Genomic DNA, 21,533 nt, shown 5'->3' on the forward strand with positions numbered 1-21,533 from the left:
TGCCCCCTTTATTGTGTTAACAGCGCCTTGATTTCTTGTTTTAATGCGTCGTCGTTGATGCCTGTCAGCAGGGCGGCACCGTTGAGCGTCGGGATGCCATAGTCACTGTGCGTACGCATGGACGTTACGATGAGGTCCATACCGTTACAGTTCAACGGGATCTCATTCAGACAACATTGCGCCGTGGTTGCCGCAATGCCTTGCTCCGCGAGAAAGTCCTGCAGTTTTTGTGCAATCATGGTTGATGTCGACATGCCGGTACCACATGCCACAAGGATCTTTTTCATCATGGTCGTGCCTCTTGTGTAGCGCCTGTTTCAGGCTCAATGGGAAACTGTTCTGGCGACATTTTGGCCAGCGCAGTCAGTAAACGGATACAATCAGCCAGGTCGCGCAGGCTGGCGACTTCGGCTGGCGAGTGGGTATAGCGGCAGGGAATAGAAAGGCTGGCGCAGGGAATGCCGTCCAGTTCAACCTGTATGTAGCCGGTTTCGGTGATGACGCCTGGCGCGACTTCTCGCTGTACGGGAATATTATTTTCGTGCGCGGTTGTCTCCAGCATCCGCAGCAAACGCGGCGGCGTAATTAGTCCCGCCAGCGTACCGCGTCCGTGATAGTTCAGACAGGTGATGCCGACGCCGTGGTTAACCCGCACATCCGAGTAATCCTGCAGGTCAGGCGTGTCGCAGGATGGGGTGATATCAATACCAATCGCCAGGTCGGGGCGCACGCGTCGTAAAACGGGAACAATACCGCGAATATTAAACTCTTCCTGTACCGAAGCGACCAGGAACACCGCGATATCGAGCGACGTGGAGGCGAGAGCCTCGGCGACGCCCAGTAGCGTCGTACACCCCAGCCTGTCGTCCAGCGCCTTACTGCATACCAGATCGTTGCCCAGACAGTGCGGCGGGTTGTAAAGGGTTACTGGCGTCCCCACCTGAATACCCATTCGTTCGGCATCCGCTTTATCTTTCGCGCCGATATCAATCCAGAGTTTATCGAGCGCGGGAGGCTGGGTGCGCTCGTCACCCTTCGCGAAGTGATACGCTTTAATACCGATACAGCCCATGATATCGCCTGAACGTCCGGCAAGCGTCACGACCGAACCGGGCATGGTAATTTGCGCCGGGCCGCCCACGCGTTCAAAACGTAAAAAACCGGAGGGTTCGATCTTGCGTACCATAAAACCCACTTCATCCATATGCGCAAAAATCATCAGGCGAAGAGCGTCGGATTTGTCGCTGCCATAACGGGCGACAACATTGCCTAAGCGATCCCGCCAGACGTCTTTGGCCTGCTGTTCAAACGCATGCTGCATAACGTTTGCAATACTGCTTTCATGTCCTGAAATCCCGTTTAGCCGCAGTAAAGAAAAAAGCGTTTCCTGCACAGAAAAGGTCATTGGCGTCTCCGTGGTGATAAAACAATCAGTCGTTGAGCGTTTTATAGGAGGAGAATGGTTGGATAAGTGTGAAATGTGTCACGCGAAAACGCGCTAAATATGAGCAATAAAAAATAATGTGATGGCGATACAATAAAAGCGCTCATATCACCTGCGGGGTATCGGTAAACCAGGCTATTTATGTGATCACGACCAACAACGAAGAAGGGCAACGCGATGGTGGAAATTATTCCTGTTAGCACGACGCTGGAACTGCGAGCGGCAGATGAAAGTCATGTTCCGGCGTTGCACCAACTGGTACTCAAAAATAAAGCGTGGCTACAACAGTCGCTCGACTGGCCGCAATATGTCACGTCGCAGGATGAAACGCGTAAGCATGTACAGGGTAATATACTGTTGCACCAGCGTGGTTACGCCAAAATGTATCTGATTTTCTGCCAGAATGAGATGGCGGGCGTACTCTCATTTAATGTCATCGAGCCGATAAACAAAGCCGCGTATATCGGTTACTGGCTGGATGAGTCCCTCCAGGGACAAGGGGTAATGTCGCAATCATTACAGGCGCTGATGGCACATTATGTCCGACGCGGCGATATTCGGCGCTTTGTCATTAAATGCCGGGTTGATAATCAGGCCAGTAATGCGGTCGCACGGCGCAACCATTTTACGCTGGAAGGCTGTATGAAACAGGCGGAGTATCTTAACGGCGATTATCACGACGTTAATATGTATGCCCGCATTATTGATACGGTTTAAAGGGAACCGACTAAGGGGGTACGAGTAATACGATCCTCGCCATTGATCACTTTTGGGCCGCGCAGGTGGATAGTATTGCCGTCAAACGCTATCACCGCCGCCCGTCCGCTAATCTCTACCTGGTGCTCAATCAGGATTTCGCCCTGTATACAGGCGTGGCCTTCAATCAGCACGCGGTCGTCCAGTAAAATCGGGCCTCCGCGTACCTCAGCATGTCCGCCTACCAGCACATGATGTTTTAACACACAGTTGCCTTCGATTAACGCATGTTCCGCTACCTGCGAGCTGTAGCGAAGGGTAGGGATCGCATCTTCCTCTGTGCCGGCGATAACCCGCGCATGGCCATAGACTTTGGCGCAGTCACAGATCCAGACATTATTGTCTTTGTTGCCTTCAATGGACGCGAAATCAAAGACCTCCGCCCGGTGTTCAATAAAAGCGTGTGTGATAGTGGCGTCGCCATAAAGCTGTACCTGATGAACAATCCGCGAATGGCGCAGGGTGGCGCGATCGTAAATTTGTAAAATCTGCGCATGTTCACGCGTTAGTCCCTGAATGGCGAGAATTTCTGACTGGTTTAACACGCGGGCATCGCCATAAATCGCACACGCTCCGCGCACGGTAGATGACTGAATTGTGACGTTGTCACTTATGCGCGCGCCATCGCTGATATCAGCGCGATCAATCCAGACATTATCGCCTATTCGCACATTATTGTAGAGCGTGCACGGCTGCGTGATACGCGCGTTACCCGTAATTTCCGTGCCAGCAAAGGCCATCGCATTTTGATCATAAATCCAGCAATCCCCCTGTTGTGACAGCACATTATCGGCATCAACCCAGCCACCGGAGGTTCCGGCTTTAACATCGTTAAAATCCGTTACGGCAATAAGTTGTCGTAATAAGACGCTTTTCTTCTCACCGTCTACCTGATAAGTAAAAGCACGGGGTTCTTCACTCAGTCGATATTTGGTCATAGGGAAATTCCGTGTGAACGATTAAGATAACCGTAGCAAAGGTACTGGCGAAACAACCAGAAATTCCATAAAATGCATTTCAAATATACTTTATAAATTAAACAAAATGCGTAATCACAAGCAGAGCGATCGCGTGCTCAATCTGCCTGCGGGCTATTTTGGGATCGTCCTTGGCACTATCGGTATGGGATTCGCCTGGCGTTACGCCAGCCAGATATGGGCAATAAGCCACTGGCCCGGCGACATCATGGTGATCCTGGCGATGATTATTTGGGGACTATTGACCCTGGCGTTTCTTAGCCGTCTGGTGCGCTTTCCCCATAGTGTGTTGGCTGAAGTGCGACATCCGGTAATGAGCAGTTTTGTCAGCCTGTTTCCCGCGACCACAATGCTGGTTGCGATCGGCTTCGTTCCCTGGTATCGACCATTGGCCGTTGCGCTATTCAGCGTGGGGGCAGTCATACAACTGGCGTACGCCGCCTGGCAGACGGCGGGACTTTGGCGTGGAGCGCATCCGGAAGAAGCGACGACCCCAGGGCTTTATCTGCCAACGGTAGCGAATAATTTCATCAGCGCTATGGCCTGTGGGTCACTCGGCTACAATGATGCCGGACTGGTGTTTTTAGGCGCAGGCGTCTTTTCGTGGTTAAGTCTGGAACCGGTTATTTTGCAGCGACTGCGTAGCTGCGGCGAGTTACCGGCGGTGCTGCGTACTTCACTGGGTATCCAACTGGCGCCCGCGCTGGTTGCCTGTAGCGCCTGGCTGAGCGTCAATGGCGGTGAGGGCGACACGTTGGCGAAAATGCTATTCGGCTACGGTCTGTTACAGCTTTTATTTATGCTGCGATTAATGCCCTGGTATTTATCTCAACCGTTTAATGCTTCCTTCTGGAGTTTTTCGTTCGGCGTTTCTGCGCTGGCGACCACGGGGTTACATCTTGGTCACGGTAGTGAATCAGGGCTTTTCCATATTCTGGCCGTCCCGCTGTTTATTTTCACTAACGCTATTATCGCTTTACTGCTGGTCCGTACATTTCTATTGCTGGTGCAGGGGAAGTTGCTTATTCGCACTGAGCGCGCTGCACTGTTGAAAACGGAGGAAAAAAATGACCATTCGTGACGAAAATTACTTTACTGAGAAATACGGTTTAACCCGCACGCATTCGGATGTGCTGGCGGCGGCAAAGGTTATCGCACCGGGTCGAACGCTGGATTTGGGATGTGGTAATGGCCGCAATAGTCTGTATTTGGCCGCGAACGGTTATGACGTTACCGCGTGGGATAAAAATCCGGCCAGTATGGCTAATCTTGAGCGTATTAAAGCGGCAGAAGGGCTGGATAATCTGCAAACCGAAATCGTCGATCTGAATACATTGACCTTTGACGGCGAGTACGATTTTATTCTCTCGACAGTGGTTATGATGTTTCTTGAGACGCAAACCATTCCCGGTTTAATCGCCAATATGCAACGCTGCACAAAACCCGGCGGATATAATTTGATCGTCGCGGCAATGGATACGCCGGATTTCCCCTGTACGGTGGGATTCCCGTTCGCTTTTAAAGCAGGCGAATTACGCCGCTATTACGAAGGATGGGACATGCTGAAATACAACGAAGATGTCGGCGAGCTTCACCGCACGGACGAAAACGGCAACCGTATCAAACTGCGCTTTGCTACGATGCTGGCGAGAAAAACGGCCTGAGCGATGCAAGTTCTGTAAGTCTCGCTGCGTTCGGCATTTTTTTGTCGGGCGCCGCGTTCAAATTGTGCTGTCGTTACCATTTTTAGTGCATCCAGAATGATTTCGTTTTGCTATTATTTCCTTTGCATCATTGCGAAGACTAAAGGGATCGTTTCATGCGTACTCATACTTTATTTAAAGTTGCAGTGCTTACTGGCTTGCTGGCGTTATCCGGCTGTGCGTCCAAAGTCACACAGCCGGATAAGTATTCTGGATTCTTAAAAAATTATTCGGACCTGCAGGAAACTACCTCCGCCACGGGAAAACCGGTGTTGCGCTGGGTAGATCCACATTTCAATGACTCTAACTATGACAGTATTGTTTACAATCCAATAACGTATTATCCCGTCCCCAAACCTACGACCCAGGTCGGACAGCAAGTTCTTGATAAACTGCTGGCTTATACGAACACTAAAGTAAAATCAGCGATTGAACAGCGTAAACCGCTGGTCACGACGCCAGGGCCGCGCAGTTTGATTTTCCGCGGGGCGATTACGGGCGTGGATACCAGCAAAGAAGGGCTGCAATTCTATGAGGTGATCCCCGTGGCGCTGATTGTGGCGGGCACGCAAATGGCGACGGGCCACCGGACAATGGATACCCATCTCTATTTTGAGGGTGAGCTGATAGATGCCGCTACCAACAAGCCGGTCGTCAAGGTAGTGCGCCAGGGCGAAGGTAAAGACTTGAGTAACTCCAGCACGCCAATGGCGTTTGAGACGTTGAAACAGGTCGTGGATGATATGGCGACGGATACCTCTATGTTTGACATTAACAAAAAATAATTCTGCGGCGCCATCGCAAGATGGCGCAAACCCCGTCAGGTTAACGATCGCCATCAGCCAGACAACGTTGGGCGGCGCGTTTTCGTTAACACTGCGTAGCCTATCCCGCCAGCGATCAACCCCCAGAATGCCGATCCGATGCCCATCAGCGTTAGTCCGCTTGCGGTGACGAGAAATGCGATAACTGCCGCGTCACGCTCGCTTTCGTGAGTAAGCGCCTGGTACAGGCTACCGCTAATTGTACTTAACAGTGCCAGACCAGCAAGCATTTGCACCCAGCTAACCGGCAGGGCGACCATCAGATCGGTTATCGAACTGCCAAACCACCCGGCAAGTAGATAAAAAATTCCTGCGGCGGCGGCCGCTAACCAGCGACGCGTTGGATCGGGGTGCGCGTCCGGGCTTTGACAAATGGCGGCGGTAATGGCGGCAATACAGATAGAATAAACGCCAAATGGCGAAAGCAGCAGCGCCAGCAACCCGGTAAAAATCATTAACGGAGAGACAGGAAGCTGATAGCCAGACGCCTTCATTGTGGCAACGCCGGGGGCGTTTTGCGATGCCATCGTCACCAGAAAGAGCGGTACCGCGACGCTCAGGCTTTGAGCGAATGAAAAGTGGGGGGGAATGAAGACGGGCCACACAGTCGCGAAATGGATACCGCTCATCGCCATCTTACCCTGCATGAGCGTCACCGTTATTCCCGTCACCATGGCGGCAATAACGGCATAGCGGGGCGCGAATACTTTAAAGAGTAGCCACGCCAACAACATACCGCCGCACATCACAAACTCTCCGTTGAGCGTCCCGAACGCCTGCAGGCCGAAGCGTAGCAGTATTCCCGCCAGCATTGCGGCGGCAAGAGAATGGGGGATTATCCGCATCAAACGCGCAAACAATCCCGTGACGCCGCACAACACAATCAGGGCATTGGCGACAATGAATATGCCCACGGCGTCTGGCAACGATAATCCCTGAAGCCCTGTCACCAACAGAGCGGCGCCAGGCGTAGACCAGGCAGTTAAAACCGGCGCACGATACCACAAGGTTAGCGCCAGTGTGCTTATGCCCATCGCTATACCGAGGGCGGTCATCCAGCCGGCGATCTCTGCGGGAGTTGCACCAGCAGCAAGCGCCGCCTGCCAGATAATGGCCGCAGAACTTGCATAGCCGACCAGAACGGCGACCAGACCAGATAATACAGTAGGTAACGGCAGTGATAACAGACGCATGATCGCCTCTTGTGCGTTATAACGGTCAAGTAATGTAGCATTGTGCGTTATAGCGCACAAGTGATACGCTATGGTCTTACAGGGGGAAAAATGGATAACCTGACACATTATCTGGCGACCACGTTAAGAACGTTACGCCATCAACGAGGCTGGAGTTTATCGCGTCTGGCGGAGATCTCCGGCGTATCAAAAGCCATGTTGGGGCAGATAGAGCGTAATGAGTCCAGTCCGACAGTCGCAACGCTGTGGAAAATAGCGACGGGCCTGAATGTTCCATTCTCAATGTTTATTTCGTCTCCGCAGGCTGAATGTCCTCCGACCTTCGATCCCCAGCAACAAGCGATGGTCATCGCACCACTGTTTCCGTGGGACCCTGAACTCGGTTTTGACTATTTTTCCCTATTACTGGCACCTGGCGCGGTCAGCGAATCAACGCCGCATAAAGCCGGCGTTATCGAACATGTGGTGGTGATTCAGGGACGGCTGGACATGTGTACTGGTGGGGTATGGCAAACAATAGACGCCGGTAAAGGTTTACGTTTTGCCGGCGATACGGCGCATACCTATCGCAACAGCAGTGATCAGACGGTTCATTTTCACTCGCTGATCCATTACCCGCGCGATTAAGCAGGAAAACTATTTCGTTAGTTTGCGCTTCTGACTACAATAGCCGCCATTTCGCTGCTCTTGGATAAGAAAGACCGTATGCGCCAACAACTTCACTATCTCGAATTGTTAAGTCCGGCCCGTGACGCCGCAATTGCTCGCGAAGCGATTTTGCATGGCGCGGATGCCGTCTACATCGGTGGACCTGGTTTTGGCGCGCGTCATAATGCCAGTAACAGTCTGCGCGATATCGCCGATCTGGTCCCGTTTGCCCACCGTTACGGTGCCAGGATTTTTGTCACGCTGAACACTATCCTGCATGATGATGAGCTGGAGCCCGCACAACGGTTAATCACCGATTTGTACGACACCGGCGTGGATGCGCTGATTGTGCAGGATATGGGAATTCTGGAACTCGATATCCCGCCGATTGAGCTTCACGCCAGTACACAGTGTGATATTCGCAGCGTGGAAAAAGCGAAGTTTCTTGCCGATGTCGGTTTTTCACAGATTGTACTGGCGCGCGAACTTAATTTGACTCAGATAGCGGATATTCATCAGGCTACTGACGCCACAATTGAGTTCTTCATTCATGGCGCGCTGTGTGTCGCTTATTCTGGACAGTGTTATATCTCTCATGCGCAAACCGGGCGCAGCGCCAATCGGGGAGACTGCTCGCAAGCCTGTCGCTTACCGTATACGTTAAAAGACGATCAGGGGCGGGTGGTATCTTACGAAAAGCATCTGCTATCGATGAAAGATAACGATCAAACGGCTAACCTCGGCGCGTTGATTGATGCAGGCGTACGTTCCTTCAAGATTGAAGGGCGCTACAAAGACATGAGTTATGTCAAAAACATCACCGCGCATTATCGTCAGATGCTGGACGCGATTATTGAGCAACGTGGCGATCTGGCGCGTGCGTCGGCTGGTCGGACCGAGCACTTTTTTGTTCCTTCCACGGAGAAAACCTTCCATCGCGGCAGCACCGACTATTTTGTTAACGCGCGTAAAGGCGATATTGGCGCATTTGATTCACCAAAATTTATTGGCTTACCGGTAGGCGAGGTCCTGAATGTGGCGAAGGACTATCTCGATGTGGAGGCTACGGAGCCGTTGGCGAATGGCGATGGTCTGAACGTGTTGATTAAGCGTGAAGTGGTGGGTTTCCGCGCCAATACCGTGGAAAAAACCGGTCATAACCGCTACCGCGTTTGGCCAAATGATATGCCTGCCGATCTGCATAAAGTCCGTCCGCATCATCCGTTGAATCGTAATCTGGATCATCACTGGCAGCAAGCGCTGACAAAAACCTCCAGTGAGCGTCGTGTGGCGGTTGATATCATGCTGGGCGGCTGGCAGGAACAGCTTATTCTGACGCTGACCAGTGAAGAAGGCATCTGCATTACGCATACACTTGACGGGCTGTTTGAGGAAGCCAATAACCCTGAAAAAGCGTTAAATAACCTAAAAGTCGGACTGGCGAAGCTGGGACAAACGCTCTACTACGCTCGTGATATGCAGGTGACATTACCGGCGGCGTTATTCGTGCCAGGCAGTCTGCTCAATCAGTTCCGTCGGGAGGCGATTGATATGCTTGATGCAGCGCGTCTGGCCCATTATCAACGAGGTCGCCGGAAACCCGTGGCGCAGCCTGCGCCCGTTTATCCGCAAACGCATCTCAGTTTTCTCGCTAATGTCTACAACCACAAAGCACGGGAATTTTATCACCGTTACGGCGTACAATTGATCGATGCGGCCTATGAGGCGCATCAGGAGAAGGGCGAGATACCGGTCATGATCACCAGGCACTGCCTGCGTTTTGCGTTCAACCTTTGTCCAAAACAGGCGAAAGGAAATATTAAGAGCTGGAAAGCCACACCGATGCAGTTGGTGCATGGCGATGAGGTGCTGACACTAAAATTCGACTGCCGCCCTTGCGAAATGCATGTAATTGGTAAAATTAAAAACCACATTTTGAAGATGCCCCAGCCCGGCAGCGTTGTCGCTTCAGTGAGCCCTGAAGCGCTGATGAAAACGCTGCCGAAGCGCAGGGGCGTTTAATTAACGGAAATAGCTCTCTGGTTTGCGCGATTTCTGCCAGTTGTGGTGCTCGCGCAAGCCTTCCGCTGATTCTTCCGCTGCCGCCCGTAATTCATCGCTGTCGGCTTCATGTTTGAGCTGGTGTCCTCCCGTCACAAACCATACAAACTCATGGCCTTGCTGTTTCGCCAGTAACTGACCTGAAAACAGCGCACAGGTCAGTAAAACTACTGATAACGCTTTTGTGAACATCATGCCACCTTCCAGTTATGTCGTGGGGTTATGATGCCAATAATTTATTTGAGTTATTATTCAACACTTCAAATTAGCGAAAACGGTTTGTCAATAATTGCGATAAGTTGTATGAGAACACGTAGCCGGGTACATGATTAGATAGCATTAACATTCCCAGCCTCGCCATAATGCGAAAAGACCAGAACCCCATCGTGGAGTTAGGACGATCTTCTTTCGGGAATTGGGGTTTGGGGAATAACGGAACAGTACACGTCGTTAAGTAGCCATTTTAAATAGCCAAAAATTAATCAGCCAAATACATCGCATATTGTTATTTTTAGCTACCTCTTTTACGTTAGCCAACCTAACTATATCATTTTGGCTACCGTAAATGAAAATTGCTCGCATCTATGAAAGGGGCAGTACATCAGAGCAGGATTTGGCCCGCCAAGCTGACATCGAAAAAACGGCCATCGCCAGTGGTTTTTATATTGCCGGTATTTATCGGGAAAAAGCATCGGGTGCCAGGGCTGACAGACCTGAGCTTCTCCGCATGATCGCTGACCTTCAGGTTCCATTGATAATGGATTTGGAATCATATCGTTTGGCGGAAGTGGCGAGGGTAAACACTAAAGTGAATGCCACATCACTTGTGCAGGCCATAGGCCGCCTTCAGACAATACGTAACCTGGGAGTGACATTACCAGCAATTACGCCCGTTTCGGATACCCGTATTGCTGTCTTTTTTCATAACAGTTTTTCTACTGTCGTGGGGTCAGTCCCTTAAGATGGCTTAAAGAGAGGAGCCCATGAGCGGTAAGCGTTATCCCGAAGAGTTTAAAGTTGAAGCAGTCAAACAGATTGTTAATCGCGGTCAAGTGAAGCCAGTATCGTGACGCCGAACAGGCTCCAGCGGCAGTTTAATCCGAACGCACCCAATGAGCGTTGGGCCACGGATATAATGTACATCCGGACCCGCGAAGGCTGGAGGTTTCACCTTATATCAGTAATGTAAAAATATGCTGAAAATGTTATTTTTATAATGAAATTAAGATGTCGGTAATTTTTTTAATAAAAAACAAGGAGTATTCTCTTAGTTGAATACTCCTTGCTATAAAATCCTTTACAAGGGATATTTTTATTAATATGGCGTGATCCAGAAGTCACGGCTATCACAACCAATCTGAAATTGGCAAAAGAGAGGGAGGCGTTTCATTAGTGTTATCCTGGGTGTCAAGACGATGTTGAACATCTGGCAGGCCGGCTTCGGGTAATCGGTTTCCTGAAACTGCCTTTGCATCCTTTAGATTAACACCAGTTAGCTTTGCGTTGCATAGAACAGCATCAGTTAAGTCTGCACAGAATATGTTAGCGTTGGTCATGTCTGCATTAGTCAGATTTGCACCAGACATGTCTGTGTTTGCCATGTTTGCGCTAACTAGACTTGTGTAAGCCATTGTTGCGCCGTGTAGATTTGCGCCAGAAAAATTTACGCCAGAAAGATTTGAACCATAGAAATCTGTAGAGGATGCATCTATATTTTCAAAATTTTCATTCCGCAAATCTTTATAAGCCAGGTATACTCCACGTAGGTTAAGCTTACCTTCCTCGGTTAAAAGTGAATCCTCCTGTTGTATATTATATTTACGAATCAGTTTTAACATTTGACAGACATTCCAAAATGTATCACCATCAACTTCACTTGCTATCGTTTTTCCATCTTTACTCACTTCTATAGTGACCATGGGGGCTTTATTTTCATATTCAGGGACTGTGACACATGACAGGCATGTAGTACACCCGTTGATATCCTCCATAAATATTTTGGTACCTCTATAAAAAGCATCTTTATTTACATGTGATAACGCTGAAGTCAGCTTTTCCACTACCTCCTGAAAGCATCTTTCGTTGCTTCTCCTTACTCCACCACAGGTAAAAAAATTGACAAGCCATTCCAGTATACCGCGTGGTGAAGTTGAATTTTTCATCGCTTCTTTCGTACCAGTACCGGCCGCATGTAAATATTTTAATATATTTTCTGGAGACGTGTTAGTTATTGGCATTTTTATTCCTTATAGATCGGTGTGAGTCAAGCCACATTATGTAAGGAATATCAAAAAAAGATATAGGGTGATTTTTGTATTCAGAGTTTTGGTTGGGTTTGTGTGGGGGAGGGTAATGACTTGATTTTTAGATTTATTAAAGTGGAAAGTATAAAAACCATGAACGTGAGTAGTTATTCCTGAAAGTCCTGCTGTAAGTATCCCGCATAATCGAGCTTTAAGCGTGACAGGCTCGCGGCTATCCGCCTGGATAAGAGTCCCGGAATTTATCTCGCTGATACTGTACTGAATTTGGGCCAGGGGCAATTTTTCCGGGTTCTCAAAAAATGCTTGAAACTAAAATGGGTCTATTTACACAACCATCAGCTAAAATATTGAAGTACGTACAGTCAAGTCCGCTACTAAACGGGTTTTTTAGCGGTTTTTCGTTTCCGGATGTGTCTATTTATTGAAGATGTAGGCCATTCCTGGAGGTGAAGAATGCCCCATCTCTTTCAGAATAATGTTAGTATATTCGACAACAGGGCCCCTTGGATGATTTTCTTCTTTATCCTGAAGATAGGTCAGCGCATGACAACTTCATGGATAAATGAACGTTTTGCGTCAAAAGGTTGTGGACCTTCGTTACTTTCATAATACTCAGGATATGAATCCTCATCAGTATCGTCCAGATTAAGACATATGACTCTCCTGCCTTCTGAAAGGTTGAAATCTTTCGGACTCACGGTAGTTTCAAAGGATTCACCAGCCCCCAGTAACCAGCGCTGCTCCACATCATGTAGTTCTTTTTCATAGGCGTAATTCATCAGTCTGCGGAATGTTTCGCTTTGGGTGTACGCATTTTGAAGTACGGAGGATAGGGCTGACAGGGTGCTGATGATTGAGCAGAACATGAAGAACAGGTTTAACCGGGAGAAGACAAGAGAGTAAATGGTTAAAATCCGGCCTGGATGCCGGGGTGGATATCTCTTTGATAGTGAGTTAGGCCTGATATTCTTTTGATTTTAGTGATTGAGCATGGCGTGCACAGTCCGGGCAGAGTTCCATCGAAGTCATATGCTATGCTGTATAATAAATTAACTGTCTGAAAACTATCCAAAAGGGCGTTGTTATTTCACTGGTACTCGCTGTTATCTGAGGAAAAAGGTGACTGGCAACCCTTGGCTTGGGATAGCTGGTATCCACGCTATAAGCTGGAGTACCAGCATCTGATTACTGTTAAATATTTCCGGGAGTACGACCAGACAATAAAATAATCTGTTCATTAACTCAGTAATTGCCGATTATTCATCTTTACTCAATAAATTATTTTTATTATTCAGCTCCTGACGAACTTTTGCTAATGATTTCTGAAATGCCGGAATTGTTTGCAATCTCGCAAATTCTACGGCTCCCACATAACGGCCAGCATCAACATCACTTTGCCAGTGAGCGCCACATATCACTCTACTTTGTCCGAATTCCCATCCCCGTCTGGCAAGTTCCTGGGCTCGTTCTGGTTTGGCTTGTGATAGAACTAAGGCTAAAAGTGTGCCATAAGCTGTATGCCCGGAAGGGTAAGAGCCATTTTTTCGTAAAGCATCCTCATCTTGGGGGCGACAGGTGGAGTGTTTAAATAAGACAAAAGGTCGTGTGCGCATGTAATATTTTTTTGCCGAAGCAGTGGCATAATAGCCACCCATGGTCAGAAGATTTTGTAACATTTTCCATGTCTCCGGGGTGTCATGTTTATTAATTTTAACCCCAATGACTGGTGAAAATATTCTGGCTATATTCTCCACGCTCACATCTGCATCTATAGCCGCTTGTTTCCAGCGGGGAGAGTCCTTCATGGCATAACCTCTGAAATACGCATCTTTGTCGTATCGGAAAGCGGGATCATCATTTCCTGGAGGGGGAGGTAAATAAAACTGACTGTTCACTGACTCTTCAGGTTCATGAAATGGTTCTACTGTGTTAGCTGTTGAATATTTCACTATAAGTAATGGCAGGAAAAAGACTAAGTAATAGCTTTTCATAAATCACTCCATGTTAAAAAATAATGAATGTTCTTGCCTGCGTGATTTTATATTTGGATGTCTCAATGGTTACTCAACATAAGGCTGAAAGAAACGTTACTGGCTATAGAGGTGAGATACAGAGTTCGTTGATTCCCGAATGGTTCATAAACTAGCTATCTTGTCCTGACTGGCGGGGATTCCTGTAAGAAGTGATATCAAATTATGAAAAATCAGGCTGGCATCAATAAAATACACCAGCCTGAAGTAATATTAAGCTCAGGAAGAACTGATGAAACATAATAATCAGATACACCATCAGTATTGATGTGGTTGTAACAGACTTTTGTAAAAAATTAGCAACCACAAATCTGATACCACTCCGGTGGTTTCCCTATATCTGGTGGCCAGTTTTCACACCAGGGGGCGAATGGATGGGGCGGGTATTTATTATCCGGTGGGGATTTTATATCACTGGCAGCTATCGCTGATGCCGAAAAGGCTATCGCCAACGGCAACAGAAATAATGGTAAAAATATACGATTTATCATAATCTTACCTGTAAATTAAAAGCGTCTTCACCGCTTGAGTGCATATATCAAAACAGAGTGTTTTTGTTCGTAATGTAACCAGACTCCACCACAGTACCAGCAGATGGTATTTTTATAATCAATATCGGTAGTACTTTTTGGTTTGTCCTTCAACCATCGAGCCAGTGTTTATGATATATTAATATCAGCATATGAGGTAATCACTGCTTCAAGGAGGACATCGTCATCGGTATGCCGTCTCCCGTCAGCCCAACTGTGATTGATTTTATAATATCCAGGCATTTTTGTTCTCCCACTGGCAATGTATTGTGAGTTTTCACTTGCTGCTTATAAAAAAATCCCGCTCAAGAGAAATAAGCGGGCAGTAAATACTGAAGGTAAAGGGACCTCGACACAGATAAATCAGTTCACCAGAAGAAACCAGAGCGAAACTGACTGATGGCATCTGTATAACACCACACAATTTATACGTCTTTATTGTCTGGGATGAGCAGATAATTCTTAAAATAGTAAACATGGTAAACTACCATGTTATGGTAATAGCGTTGCGGTGAATCCTCCTGCACATCCGATACAATCGCGGGTTACGGCGGGTCAGGCAAAGATTTACCGGGAGGCTCCCGGCCACGCAACAGTTAACTGTTACCATGAATGGAGGCAAGGATGAAATGGTATATCTGGTTATTTCTACTGACGTGTTTTCTGGGGGGATTGACGATGTATTACGTGGGAATTGATCGTCTGGAGCAGGAGTTGATTTTTATTGGGGGGATCAGGATTGATCTTGTCTGGCCATTCTGAACATAAAACAGCCTTGTATAATTTTATCTGCTTAATGTAAATTTTCCTGGCGTGATAAAACTCTCTATTGCGTCATTACAGTATGCGCGAGGGTTTAATAAAACGACCGTAGCGGTAGCAAACAAGAGCGTGAGAATAATCTGGTCGATGCTTAAAAATGATACAGAGTATCAGGCTACCGGAAGTTAATACTCTGCCAGAAAAGTTGCAGTGTACTGATAGATGGTGACAGGTTGCACCTGTACAATCGGAACCTGATTTTTCAAGACCGTCCAGTTGTTGAGGTGATTGTGTGCCGATTACCCATTTGGACACAGGTTTTTCTGATGCCGGATAGATATAAGCAATGACCCAAGACCAGAACCAGTGCTTGCAAAACGGAGGTAGTCCATAGATATAAAAAGTGGCCTCAGAAATGCCCGTCTTTCTGCAGACGTCCCCGACGCGGGTGCCGGTTTCGGCCTGTTTCAGTGCAAACGCGATCTGTTCTTCGGTATAACGAGTCTTTTTCATGGCAATGCGCCTCTCTGTGAGGTGAAAGGAAGACCGGATACTTCAGTTTAGACTGATACTGTTTTCAGGGAGAAGCTCATTCTACTGTCATGGTCTTCCCCAAAACTCCGCCAAAAATTGCTCATGATTATTTTTTACATAGTAGACTAACAACCAGGCTTGGTGCATTATTTGAAAGTTTACACACACAAGTACAGCTATTATTAATATGTAAAGAAAGCTCATTAATAGTGGAGTATATATATGCCGATCACATCAGTTGGAACTTATGCCCGAGCGTTTAAAGCAGAAAGCAATCTTCATCACGCCGCAGGAAATTATGAGAATACATTGGCAACAAAGTTTGCAAAAGGAATTGTGGGCGTATTTACGCTGGGAATTGGCTATGGAATTTTTCGATTAATTGAAGATTGTCGTAACGTTAGACCTAAAGTGGCTGAGTTTTGTGCTAATGCAGAGAAAATTTATGCCGCACTTGCTATACGGGTCGCCTTACAAAGTGTCGATAAAACTGTAGAAGTCTGGCTTAATGATGGTCGTCTTTTAACGTTAGAAGAATTTACCGCCTGGCCAAGCGACGAAAGACATGTCAGAATATCCGATGGCGAACACACGGAAGAATTTGTCGGTACCTTCCATGATATTTGTGCAAAACTGGAAAAAGACTTTGAAATGATGCCGGGGCTTTATGGTCTTAGCGAGCATCACAGAACGCTTGCCTCATTGTCAGAGATGAGTGCCAGCAAAATAGCCCCTGTTATTAACTTTTCTGAGTCCGACGTTCGTCCCAAAAGTATATATACCAGTAATATGCGTATTATTCATCAGCGCCTGAGTCAAGCCGTTGCCGAAGGCAATACAAATGTGATAGTTCCGTTGCATGAGGGGCTGAACGATGTAGGAGAGGTTGAATTTATAGAGGCGCTAAGTCGAAATAGTGTACTGGTTAAAAACAGAGAAGCTACTAAATTTGTTGAAGGGGGGCTGCGCGATCTTTGTCAGGAGTTTGAAACCATATTTCATACTCTTGACCCAAACGATGACTTTAAATCCGTTGATGACTGGATTAAGCAGTTAACGGACCCCTGCGAAATAGTCGATGATGTAAACTTAACGGGGGCTATTTCTCCGAGTGAAATCATAGAGGACTATTTTTCTGACGAATCAGCGCCGCGGCTGAAATTCGTTGATGACCATTACAGAAAAGTGTGAATACGCAGCATGATAATTAATTAACAGATAACCCTCTATTTTATCGAGTCATTTCGTATCTTTAAGTGCTCATATCCATAGAGGATTATCATTACCATGAGGAAATGAATCATTCATTTTCATGTCCCACAGCTATTCTAACTTTTTTATCCATCACAGGCAGAAATTTCACCATATACTGCTAATAATTCCACGACTTATTGTTTTTATTGCAAGTAAATTTATTGTTAACAATAATCTTAAAGATAGCACAGGTTTTCAATGATATATTATAAACGTTTACGCTATCTGTTTTTTTATCATCTTGTACAGGAGAAGTGACATTATGATTACGTATCAAGACATCAAAGCGAAACAGCAGTTAGCAACAGAATGTACGCAAGCATGCCTGAATAAAGTCTGTTATATGGCAAAAAAGTTAATTGATATATGTCAGGTCACTCAAATTGTCTTCTGGTAATTGGTGTGATGCTGTTGGCGATAAACATCCCTACGTTTACATAACGAATGGAAATGCGCGTTGTAGTCCTGCAGAAATCGTAACAGGGCCAGACAATATTACTTATTTCGATTTATACACAATAACAGATGACGATCCTCATCATCCAAAAGCCGAAAAAATCCGTATTTTAATGAATGTTACCGACTATGACACATTTGATGTAACAGTTGCTGGTTATCGCGTTGAAACTTTTCGAGCGGTAGATACAGATGAAAAAATTGCTGAGATTTCTGAATTTATTAAAAATGATATCATAATGTCATTGAATAACTCATCACTTGTTGGTTACAAAATAAAAGATCCTATCTATCTGTGGGATTGAGTACATCATTGATGCCAGGAATAGCGAAACGTATCGATATTTTCAGGATTCCACTCAACGGCTTGGTTTATATGTTTTTTCTGACAAGTATTAACAGCGTTATTGTTTGTTACAGCCCCCCCCCAAACATTTATTTATAACTTCTACACACATTAATTCTCCTCGATACTATTTCTCCTAAAAGTAAACTTTTACTAAACCAATATGTATATCGCCCTGCGAAAAATAATGCTGAATGTATTATTAGATTAACAAGGATATCATGTAGGTAAGGGATGCAGGTGCCATGCCAATTCCGGAGGGGATGGTGATATGAATTTAAAAACAACTTTATAATTTAGCTATGAATTTTGATAGTTTTAATGGTAAGTATTAGCTGACTGTATTTAATCAGCTAACTGATGATAAATATTAAAACCGATGAGGTGTCTAATTATGAGGAAGTCAGACAACTATACGCATAGAAAAACGCCACTTTGGTATGTACTGGAATCAGATTTGATAAATAATCCTTTGCGGTTTTTATTGCTGCTATTGTGCCGTTTCGCGATCGGATGGCTGCTTTTTCAGTTGGTTGCGATTATTGTTTTGGGAATCTTATTGCTGGGCGTTTTGCTCTTCAACCCTACGGCTTTCATACAGGCTATTGCAACCACCGAGAAGTTAAACCATGTCTCGATTGTATTATGGAATACGCTTAAGTTATGTACATGGCATTACGGTGTTATAGCTGGTTTTGTTTTTATGTTAGGATGTACTGTAAACAAAGGGATAAGACAGGCTCATCGCCTAACAAGAAGGTATGGCTCATAACAACTTAAACGTATCAACGCGTAGGTGAGACTCCTACACAATATTGCAAAAGGATTTTATGGTGGTGATGAATATCAACACGCTATCAATGATGTGCTGATCTTTTTATCAAAACTGAGTATTTCTTATATGCTTTATACGGGAGTATGGTATCCGGTAATGAAAATGACCTTTTAAATTTGCTGGAGGCTCGATGAAACGAGTGAAATCTATCGTTCTGGCATCTGTTTTAATATTGTTCGCTACAGTTTTTTCAACACCAGCGATGGCGTGGATTTGTACAGAACAAGGGCATCCACCAGATTTCTGTATGGAGGTATGCAGTGGGCAGACCTGGATACCACTTGCCTATAGCTTTTGCCTTTAATTAGTTATTGTAGCCAGTCGAGCCAGGCGTAAACACCGTTCTGGCCGACTGGCGATAATCATCAGCAAAACGTGGCGCTTTTTTATGGCTATTTTATCAGTCCGTTAATATTATGCAGGAAAAGTATTGATGCATTTATCCTGTAACTACCGATACGAACTCATATTATTACGTAATGAAAAAGATGCTTATTTTAACCATCTGTTTAAGCGCTGTCCGCTAATGTTTCCCTGCTCAAATACATAATCACCCCTGTGATTTCCGCGAGGTGTAGTATATGGTAAAATGCGTATCTCCTTTCCTCCTGTTCAGCCTGTTGTCTCTTCAGGCAATGCCAGCTGAAAGCCATATTGATTCCCACCGACCAAAAGATGTTGTCGATATTACTACGGTCGCCCCCGACGTACAGGTAGACATGCGATACTTCACTTCCCATAACTTTATTGGTCGCCCGATTAAAGGTTATAAAGCGCCTGTTTGCCTGTTAACACGGCCAGCCGCGAACGCGGTAAAGCAGGTCGCCGATCGTCTATATCCCTTCGGACTTACCTTAAAAATATATGATTGCTACCGTCCGCAAACTGCAGTGAACGACTTTATCGCCTGGGCCAAAGATCCTTCTCAAAACCAAATGAAAAACGAATTTTATCCGCAGGTAGAGAAAAGTCGCCTGTTTGAGGAAGGTTATATTGCCGCCAAATCCAGCCACAGTCGGGGAAGCACGCTTGATCTAACGATCGTTCCACTCGACAGTAAGATACCGATATACCATCCAGGCCGACCACTGGTGAATTGTACTGCGCCAGCGGCGCAACGTTCGCCTGATAATAGTCTCGATTTTGGTACCGGCTTTGACTGTTTTAGTCCGTTATCCCACCCCGATAATATTATGCTTACCGCTCAGCAACGCGCAAATCGGTTGTTATTACAAACATTGATGCGTGATGCCGGCTTTACGTCACTGGATACCGAATGGTGGCATTTCTCTCTTACTAATGAGCCATACCCGGAGACTTGGTTTGATTTTCTCGTTCAGTAGAGACCCTGAAACGACGTTTTGTTGCGAAATCTGATCATTACGCCTGTTGGAAAACACCATAACAGTTAGCAAATCGTTGTTAATTTTAATAACTGATATACACTGCAGTTGCCACCTGCAAGTAGCGCTCAATGAGAACGAATAATGAAAAAATATCAACGTCTGGCGGAGCAAATTAGAGAACAAATCGCTTCTGGCGTTTGGCAACCCGGCGATCGACTGCCCTCTCTGAGGGAGCAGGTCGCCAGTAGCGGTATGAGTTTTATGACTGTCGGTCATGCGTACCAGTTGCTGGAAAGTCAGGGACGGATTATCGCCCGTCCGCAATCCGGTTATTATGTCGCGCCGCATCCGGTTTGTCGGTCAGTCGCGACTCCGGCGCACGTTATTCGGGATGAAGCAGTAGATATCAATACCTATATTTTTGAGATGCTCCAGGCCAGCCGCGATGCCTCAGTCGTACCCTTTGCTTCAGCGTTTCCCGATCCGCGCCTGTTCCCCTTGCCGCAACTGAATCGCTCTCTGGCACAGGTCAGTAAAACTGCGACGGCAATGAGCGTAATCGAAAACTTGCCGCCGGGTAATGCAGAATTGCGCTATGCGATAGCACGCCGTTACGCACAGCAGGGAATTACCGTTTCTCCTGACGAGATTGTCATTACCGCCGGCGCGCTGGAAGCGTTGAACCTCAGTTTACAGGCAGTGACGTCGCCGGGAGACTGGGTAGTGGTGGAGAACCCCTGTTTCTACGGTGCGCTACAGGCCCTGGAGCGATTGCGCCTGAAAGCGTTGTCGATACCCACCGATGTCAAAGAAGGAATCGATCTTGTGGCGCTGGAACAGGCGTTACAGGAGTATCCGGTGAAAGCATGCTGGTTAATGACCAACAGCCAGAACCCGTTAGGGTTTACGCTGAGCGCTGAGAAAAAAGCGCGGCTGGTTGCGTTACTCACGCACTATAACGTGATGCTAATTGAAGATGATGTCTATAGCGAACTCTACTTTGGCCGTGAGAAACCGCTGCCCGCCAAAGCATGGGATCGCGACGATAGCGTGTTGCATTGTTCGTCTTTTTCCAAATGTCTGGTTCCCGGTTTTCGCATTGGCTGGGTGGCGGGAGGAAGCCATGCCAGACAAATTCAGCGTTTGCAGTTAATGAGCACATTATCCACCAGTTCCCCCATGCAATTGGCGTTAGTGGATTATCTCTCGACACGTCGATATGACGCGCATCTGCGCCGATTGCGAAGGCAGCTTGCCGAACGTAAACAGCAAGCCTGGCAAACCCTTTTGCGCCATCTCCCGGCGGAAGTAAAAATTCACCATAACGATAGCGGTTATTTTCTTTGGCTGGAGCTGCCTGAACAGCTTGATGCCGGCGAACTTAGCGCTAAAGCGCTTGAACACCATATCAGTATCGCGCCGGGGAAAATGTTTTCAACGTCCGGTGCCTGGACGCGTTTCTTTCGTTTTAACACCGCATGGCACTGGGGAGAACGAGAAGAACAGGCCGTAAAACAGCTTGGCTGTCTGATTCGCGAGATGCTGCGCTAAATACCTTGCCGTAAGGTGG

General features: G+C 46.8%; 20 protein-coding genes and 3 pseudogenes. 13 read left to right on the forward strand and 10 right to left on the reverse strand.

Annotated elements, in window-relative coordinates:
* Positions 1–8: 8 nt before the first annotated feature.
* Both sgcB and AC3G3F_RS05760 read right to left on the reverse strand, forming a co-directional pair.
* On the reverse strand, positions 9–290 hold the full coding sequence (gene sgcB, locus AC3G3F_RS05755; protein ID WP_000976132.1) for a PTS sugar transporter subunit IIB SgcB: 282 nt from the start codon (positions 288–290) through the stop codon (positions 9–11).
* The gene (locus tag AC3G3F_RS05760) at positions 287–1,405 is read right to left on the reverse strand and encodes a M42 family metallopeptidase (RefSeq protein ID WP_488394617.1); all 1,119 of its coding nucleotides are present in this window, start codon (positions 1,403–1,405) and stop codon (positions 287–289) included. Before AC3G3F_RS05760 ends, sgcB begins: the two co-directional genes overlap by 4 nt.
* A gap of 216 nt (positions 1,406–1,621) precedes the next feature.
* On the opposite strand from AC3G3F_RS05760, the gene rimL reads away from it, so the two are divergent.
* Positions 1,622–2,161 carry a 50S ribosomal protein L7/L12-serine acetyltransferase gene (gene rimL, locus AC3G3F_RS05765; RefSeq protein ID WP_053529053.1) on the forward strand — a complete coding sequence of 180 codons (540 nt, stop codon included), beginning with the start codon at positions 1,622–1,624 and terminating at the stop codon, positions 2,159–2,161.
* Here rimL and ydcK read toward each other — a convergent pair.
* Positions 2,158–3,138 carry a YdcK family protein gene (gene ydcK / locus AC3G3F_RS05770; RefSeq protein WP_488394619.1) on the reverse strand — a complete coding sequence of 327 codons (981 nt, stop codon included), beginning with the start codon at positions 3,136–3,138 and terminating at the stop codon, positions 2,158–2,160. The two genes, rimL and ydcK, sit on opposite strands and share 4 nt — an antisense overlap.
* Before the next feature lie 106 nt (positions 3,139–3,244).
* Here ydcK and tehA point away from each other — a divergent pair, with 106 nt between their 5' ends.
* From tehA to AC3G3F_RS05785, 3 genes are all read left to right on the forward strand, one after another.
* On the forward strand, positions 3,245–4,258 hold the full coding sequence (gene tehA / locus AC3G3F_RS05775; protein ID WP_023249431.1) for a dicarboxylate transporter/tellurite-resistance protein TehA: 1,014 nt from the start codon (positions 3,245–3,247) through the stop codon (positions 4,256–4,258).
* Positions 4,245–4,841, forward strand: a complete 597-nt coding sequence (tehB, locus tag AC3G3F_RS05780) for a tellurite resistance methyltransferase TehB (RefSeq protein ID WP_053529054.1) — start codon at positions 4,245–4,247, stop codon at positions 4,839–4,841. The genes tehA and tehB overlap by 14 nt, the downstream gene beginning before the upstream one ends.
* Before the next feature lie 155 nt (positions 4,842–4,996).
* Entirely contained in the window at positions 4,997–5,665 is a 669-nt protein-coding gene (locus AC3G3F_RS05785; protein ID WP_023249429.1) for a DUF3313 domain-containing protein, read from the forward strand.
* A 53-nt stretch (positions 5,666–5,718) separates the two neighbouring features.
* On the opposite strand, the gene AC3G3F_RS05790 is transcribed toward AC3G3F_RS05785, so the two are convergent.
* A complete protein-coding gene (locus AC3G3F_RS05790; protein WP_488394622.1) occupies positions 5,719–6,897 on the reverse strand; it encodes a benzoate/H(+) symporter BenE family transporter in 1,179 nt (392 codons plus the stop codon).
* Positions 6,898–6,987: 90 nt separating this feature from the next.
* Between AC3G3F_RS05790 and AC3G3F_RS05795 the strand changes: the two genes are divergently transcribed.
* Together AC3G3F_RS05795 and AC3G3F_RS05800 are read left to right on the forward strand one after the other, a co-directional pair.
* Entirely contained in the window at positions 6,988–7,524 is a 537-nt protein-coding gene (locus tag AC3G3F_RS05795) for a helix-turn-helix domain-containing protein (protein ID WP_079796379.1), read from the forward strand.
* A 78-nt stretch (positions 7,525–7,602) separates the two neighbouring features.
* A complete protein-coding gene (locus tag AC3G3F_RS05800; protein ID WP_079796380.1) occupies positions 7,603–9,567 on the forward strand; it encodes a peptidase U32 family protein in 1,965 nt (654 codons plus the stop codon).
* On the opposite strand, the gene AC3G3F_RS05805 is transcribed toward AC3G3F_RS05800, so the two are convergent.
* Positions 9,568–9,798 carry a DUF2554 family protein gene (locus AC3G3F_RS05805; protein ID WP_023249425.1) on the reverse strand — a complete coding sequence of 77 codons (231 nt, stop codon included), beginning with the start codon at positions 9,796–9,798 and terminating at the stop codon, positions 9,568–9,570.
* A 373-nt stretch (positions 9,799–10,171) separates the two neighbouring features.
* Between AC3G3F_RS05805 and AC3G3F_RS05810 the strand changes: the two are divergent.
* Positions 10,172–10,351: pseudogene (locus tag AC3G3F_RS05810) on the forward strand (recombinase family protein); the annotation flags it as partial.
* A 601-nt stretch (positions 10,352–10,952) separates the two neighbouring features.
* Here AC3G3F_RS05810 and pipB read toward each other — a convergent pair.
* From pipB to AC3G3F_RS05830, 4 genes and pseudogenes are all read right to left on the reverse strand, one after another.
* Positions 10,953–11,843 (reverse strand): SPI-2 type III secretion system effector PipB, encoded by an 891-nt coding sequence (gene pipB, locus AC3G3F_RS05815; RefSeq protein WP_053529057.1) that lies wholly within the window; start codon positions 11,841–11,843, stop codon positions 10,953–10,955.
* Between the two features lie 441 nt (positions 11,844–12,284).
* Positions 12,285–12,703, reverse strand: a pseudogene (locus AC3G3F_RS05820) (PipA/GogA/GtgA family type III secretion system effector); the annotation flags it as partial.
* 423 nt (positions 12,704–13,126) lie between these two features.
* Positions 13,127–13,861: a non-specific acid phosphatase gene (locus AC3G3F_RS05825; protein ID WP_079796381.1), complete on the reverse strand. Its 735-nt coding sequence runs from the start codon at positions 13,859–13,861 to the stop codon at positions 13,127–13,129.
* A gap of 335 nt (positions 13,862–14,196) precedes the next feature.
* Entirely contained in the window at positions 14,197–14,391 is a 195-nt protein-coding gene (locus AC3G3F_RS05830; RefSeq protein WP_071790818.1) for a PagK family vesicle-borne virulence factor, read from the reverse strand.
* A 663-nt stretch (positions 14,392–15,054) separates the two neighbouring features.
* On the opposite strand from AC3G3F_RS05830, the gene AC3G3F_RS05835 reads away from it, so the two are divergent.
* Complete coding sequence (locus AC3G3F_RS05835; protein ID WP_154707915.1) at positions 15,055–15,192, forward strand: hypothetical protein; 138 nt, start codon at positions 15,055–15,057, stop codon at positions 15,190–15,192.
* A 396-nt stretch (positions 15,193–15,588) separates the two neighbouring features.
* Here the strand turns inward: AC3G3F_RS05835 and AC3G3F_RS05840 are convergent.
* Positions 15,589–15,705: pseudogene (locus tag AC3G3F_RS05840) on the reverse strand (transposase); the annotation flags it as partial.
* A 243-nt stretch (positions 15,706–15,948) separates the two neighbouring features.
* Between AC3G3F_RS05840 and AC3G3F_RS05845 the strand changes: the two are divergent.
* From AC3G3F_RS05845 to ycdR, 5 genes are all read left to right on the forward strand, one after another.
* Entirely contained in the window at positions 15,949–16,917 is a 969-nt protein-coding gene (locus AC3G3F_RS05845) for a hypothetical protein (protein WP_053509717.1), read from the forward strand.
* 446 nt (positions 16,918–17,363) lie between these two features.
* Positions 17,364–17,741, forward strand: coding sequence for a hypothetical protein (locus AC3G3F_RS05850; protein ID WP_129382424.1), 378 nt, complete (start codon positions 17,364–17,366; stop codon positions 17,739–17,741).
* Between the two features lie 435 nt (positions 17,742–18,176).
* Positions 18,177–18,554, forward strand: coding sequence for a regulatory protein UgtL (gene ugtL / locus AC3G3F_RS05855; RefSeq protein WP_023249417.1), 378 nt, complete (start codon positions 18,177–18,179; stop codon positions 18,552–18,554).
* Positions 18,555–19,198: 644 nt separating this feature from the next.
* On the forward strand, positions 19,199–19,960 hold the full coding sequence (locus AC3G3F_RS05860) for a M15 family metallopeptidase (protein WP_023249416.1): 762 nt from the start codon (positions 19,199–19,201) through the stop codon (positions 19,958–19,960).
* 144 nt (positions 19,961–20,104) lie between these two features.
* Complete coding sequence (gene ycdR, locus AC3G3F_RS05865) at positions 20,105–21,514, forward strand: GntR family transcriptional regulator YdcR (RefSeq protein WP_023249415.1); 1,410 nt, start codon at positions 20,105–20,107, stop codon at positions 21,512–21,514.
* Positions 21,515–21,533 lie beyond the last annotated feature (19 nt).

It is taken from the genome of Salmonella sp. FC25216 (genome assembly GCF_057751355.1).

What these genes read in the sequence shown, in the direction of transcription:
- sgcB (WP_000976132.1), bottom strand. Translation starts at nt 290, where the DNA reads ATGATGAAAAAGATCCTTGTGGCATGTGGTACCGGCATGTCGACATCA.
- AC3G3F_RS05760 (WP_488394617.1), bottom strand. Translation starts at nt 1,405, where the DNA reads ATGACCTTTTCTGTGCAGGAAACGCTTTTTTCTTTACTGCGGCTAAAC.
- rimL (WP_053529053.1), top strand. Translation starts at nt 1,622, where the DNA reads ATGGTGGAAATTATTCCTGTTAGCACGACGCTGGAACTGCGAGCGGCA.
- ydcK (WP_488394619.1), bottom strand. Translation starts at nt 3,138, where the DNA reads ATGACCAAATATCGACTGAGTGAAGAACCCCGTGCTTTTACTTATCAG.
- tehA (WP_023249431.1), top strand. Translation starts at nt 3,245, where the DNA reads ATGCGTAATCACAAGCAGAGCGATCGCGTGCTCAATCTGCCTGCGGGC.
- tehB (WP_053529054.1), top strand. Translation starts at nt 4,245, where the DNA reads ATGACCATTCGTGACGAAAATTACTTTACTGAGAAATACGGTTTAACC.
- AC3G3F_RS05785 (WP_023249429.1), top strand. Translation starts at nt 4,997, where the DNA reads ATGCGTACTCATACTTTATTTAAAGTTGCAGTGCTTACTGGCTTGCTG.
- AC3G3F_RS05790 (WP_488394622.1), bottom strand. Translation starts at nt 6,897, where the DNA reads ATGCGTCTGTTATCACTGCCGTTACCTACTGTATTATCTGGTCTGGTC.
- AC3G3F_RS05795 (WP_079796379.1), top strand. Translation starts at nt 6,988, where the DNA reads ATGGATAACCTGACACATTATCTGGCGACCACGTTAAGAACGTTACGC.
- AC3G3F_RS05800 (WP_079796380.1), top strand. Translation starts at nt 7,603, where the DNA reads ATGCGCCAACAACTTCACTATCTCGAATTGTTAAGTCCGGCCCGTGAC.
- AC3G3F_RS05805 (WP_023249425.1), bottom strand. Translation starts at nt 9,798, where the DNA reads ATGTTCACAAAAGCGTTATCAGTAGTTTTACTGACCTGTGCGCTGTTT.
- pipB (WP_053529057.1), bottom strand. Translation starts at nt 11,843, where the DNA reads ATGCCAATAACTAACACGTCTCCAGAAAATATATTAAAATATTTACAT.
- AC3G3F_RS05825 (WP_079796381.1), bottom strand. Translation starts at nt 13,861, where the DNA reads ATGAAAAGCTATTACTTAGTCTTTTTCCTGCCATTACTTATAGTGAAA.
- AC3G3F_RS05830 (WP_071790818.1), bottom strand. Translation starts at nt 14,391, where the DNA reads ATGATAAATCGTATATTTTTACCATTATTTCTGTTGCCGTTGGCGATA.
- AC3G3F_RS05835 (WP_154707915.1), top strand. Translation starts at nt 15,055, where the DNA reads ATGAAATGGTATATCTGGTTATTTCTACTGACGTGTTTTCTGGGGGGA.
- AC3G3F_RS05845 (WP_053509717.1), top strand. Translation starts at nt 15,949, where the DNA reads ATGCCGATCACATCAGTTGGAACTTATGCCCGAGCGTTTAAAGCAGAA.
- ugtL (WP_023249417.1), top strand. Translation starts at nt 18,177, where the DNA reads ATGAGGAAGTCAGACAACTATACGCATAGAAAAACGCCACTTTGGTAT.
- AC3G3F_RS05860 (WP_023249416.1), top strand. Translation starts at nt 19,199, where the DNA reads ATGGTAAAATGCGTATCTCCTTTCCTCCTGTTCAGCCTGTTGTCTCTT.
- ycdR (WP_023249415.1), top strand. Translation starts at nt 20,105, where the DNA reads ATGAAAAAATATCAACGTCTGGCGGAGCAAATTAGAGAACAAATCGCT.